Source organism: Pseudoxanthomonas sp. LjRoot204_2 (genome assembly GCF_056175765.1).
In genome coordinates this window covers 2,778-5,589 of sequence record NZ_JBGFFG010000424.1, presented here as the reverse complement: position 1 = coordinate 5,589, position 2,812 = coordinate 2,778, and the positions used below count along the sequence as shown (strand labels likewise).

Sequence of the window (2,812 nt, the reverse complement as noted above, 5' to 3'; positions counted from 1 at the left end):
CGTTGATGCTGAAGCCCAGCTGCGAACCGTAGCCCGAACCCGCGGTGGAGCTGGTCAGCGCCGACACTTCCTCGGCGTTGGTACGCGTGTAGCCCAGGCTCCAGGACCAGTCGCTCTCGCTCGACGCCGGCTTGGTCAGCGAGACCGTCAGCTGCTGTCCCTTGCCCTTGTTGGTGTTCTCCAGCAGGAAGACGTCGCCGAAGTAGGTGTTACGACCGGTGCGCGCGCCATTGGGCGAGAGCAGGCCGGTGCCGGCGCTGGTGTTGCCGAACGGACGGCCGCTGTTCGGGTTCCAGTACAGCACGCGACCGTCCGGACCCACGTAGCCCGGGCCGACGTTGAGGCTGCGGTAGAACAGGCCGTTCTTGACGTCGGTCAGCAGCAGCTCGGCGGAGGCCACGACACCGTTCCACGGCGTCTCGACGTCGATGGCCAGGTTGGCCTTCCACACCGACGGCAGCTCGAAGTCGTCGCTGATGGCATTGACGTTGCGCACGCCCGTACCGCCGGCGGGCACGTTCTGGTCCAGGCCATCCGGACTGAACGGAACCAGCGTCGGGTTGGTGTTGTTCTGGTAGGAGATGTAGTTCATGCCCGTGTTGCTGTAGGCATTGCCCACCCACACCTGCGGAGCATCGCCCTGGAACAGGCCGATACCGCCGCGCAGCTGGGCCGGACGCTCCCAGTCGAAGGTGTAGTTGAAGCCGAAGCGCGGCTGGATGATGTAATCGCCGTTATAGGTGTTGTTGTTGGCGATGCCGAAGCCACCGGTGTAGGTACCGCCGGTGCACGCGGCGTTCGTCGTGCCGGGAGCGGCGGCGAAGCACGCGTTGAACGGCGCGGCCGGGCTGGCGCTGGGCTTGTCGGCGCGCACGCCGAGCGTCAGCGTCAGGTTGGGCGTGACGTACCACGTATCCTGCACGAAGAAGCCGAGACCCTTGTTCTTGTAGCGCGCGGCGATCATGCCGGGGTCGGTCGGGTTGGTCTGCAGGTCGTAGTCGAAGTAGCGACCGTTGATCAGGTTGCTGAAGTCGGACGTACGGGTGCCGCCGACCAGCGGACGCGGAACGTAGAAGCTGTAGTTGCCCCAGTAGTCCTGCAGGAAGAAGTTGTAGATCTCGTTTTCGCTGTACTCGGCGCCGAACTTGATGTCGTGGTCGCCGACGGTCCAGGTGGCCGAACCGAAGTAGTTCCAGGTCTCGGTGAGCAGCGCGTTGCCCGGCGAGCTGCGCTCGGTACCCAGGCGGATCGCGTCCAGGCCGCTGAAGCTGTTGCTGCTGGTGCCGATCGGGTTGTCGTTGCCGTTGCCGGTGACGCCATCGTCGAAATAGACCTGGATGGTCGGCGCGGTGGTCGGGCTGACACGGACGGCCGAATAGTCGCGGTAGGACACCTTGAACTCGGTCGAGAACGTGTCGGACCAGTCGCTGAACAGCTGGCCGACGTAGCTTTCCACGGTCTTGACGTGGTTGTACCAGTTGGAGCTGAGCGACAGGATGCTGGCCGTGGAGGCTTCCGGACGCACGCGGTTCTGCTCGAGCTTGCTGTAGCGCAGGCTGGCGCGGTGCGCGTCGCTGATGTTCCAGTCCAGCTTCAGTGCGTACTCTTCCAGCTCGGTATCGCCGGCGCCGGTCAGGTCGCCCGGCTCGAAGCCCCACACATCGCGCGCGATGCGCTGCACTTCCGCCAGGTCGGTAGGGCTGAAGTCGGCGGTGCCGGCGGCCAGCGGGTTGGTGCCCTGGCTCTTGCCGGCCGGGCCGATGTTGGTCTGCTTGAACTTCTCGTAGTTGGCGAAGAAGAACAGCTTGTCCTTCACGATCGGGCCGCCCAGGGTGACGCCCCAGGTGGTCTCGTCGTCGTACTCGTCGAACGGCAGGCCGGTGACGTCGAGCGAGCTGCCGGCGATGCGCGCCGGGTAGTCGCCGAACCAGTCGCCATCACGGTAGGTGCCGTAAACGGAGCCGTGGAATTCATTGGTACCGGACTTGGTCACGGCATTGACGTTGGCGCCGGCGGCACCGGCCATGGTGACGTCGTAGTTGGACAGGTTGATGTCGATGGCCTCGATGGCCTCCATCGACACCGGCTGGCGCTGCGTCGGCATGTTGTTGCCTTCCAGGCCGAACGTGTCGCTGGCCGACACGCCGTCGATGGTGATCTTGTTGAAGCGCGGGTTCTGGCCGCCGGCGGTGATGCTGCCCGAGGCGCGGTCGCTGAAGGTCACGCGCGGATCGAGGCGCATGAAATCCTGGATGTTGCCGTTCATAGACGGCAGGTTCTCGATGGTCACGCGGTCGACGCTGGTACCCGAACCCATCTTCGTGGCGCTGAACACTTCCGAGCCACCCGAAAAGCCCACGGCGGTGACCGTCTCGAGCGTGGTCAGGTCGCCGGTCAGCGCCGCATTGACGGTGCTGGTCTGGTTGAGCTGCAGGTAGATGTTGTCTTCAGTCTTGGTGCCCGAACCCGGCTTGGTGATCGTCACCTGGTAGGGACCGCCCACACGCAGGCCGCGCGCGGTGTAACGGCCGCTGGCATCGGTGGTGGCGCGGCTGACCGTACCGGATTCGATGTGGGTGATGGTCACTTCAGCACCGGTGACGGGCTGGCCGCCATTGTCGGTGACCAGGCCGCCCACACCGGCCGAGGTGCTCTGCGCGAAGGCAGGCGCGGCGGCGAGTGCGACGACGAGGCCAAGGCTGAGCTTGGACAGGCGAAGACGACGGGATTGGTTCATCGGATAAACCTCGGTACGGGAGTGATGTGGCGAAGCTGGCTGACAGGACGTGCGGAACCGCCCGGTGGGGTCGGT

1 protein-coding gene is annotated in these 2,812 nt (G+C 65.2%); it reads right to left on the bottom strand.

All coding sequences use genetic code 11. The annotated features are described in order from the left end of the window. The coding region (locus AC04L7_RS15925) for a TonB-dependent receptor (RefSeq protein ID WP_475513389.1) at positions 1 to 2,737 on the bottom strand (2,737 nt) is incomplete at its 3' end. Positions 2,738 to 2,812 lie beyond the last annotated feature (75 nt).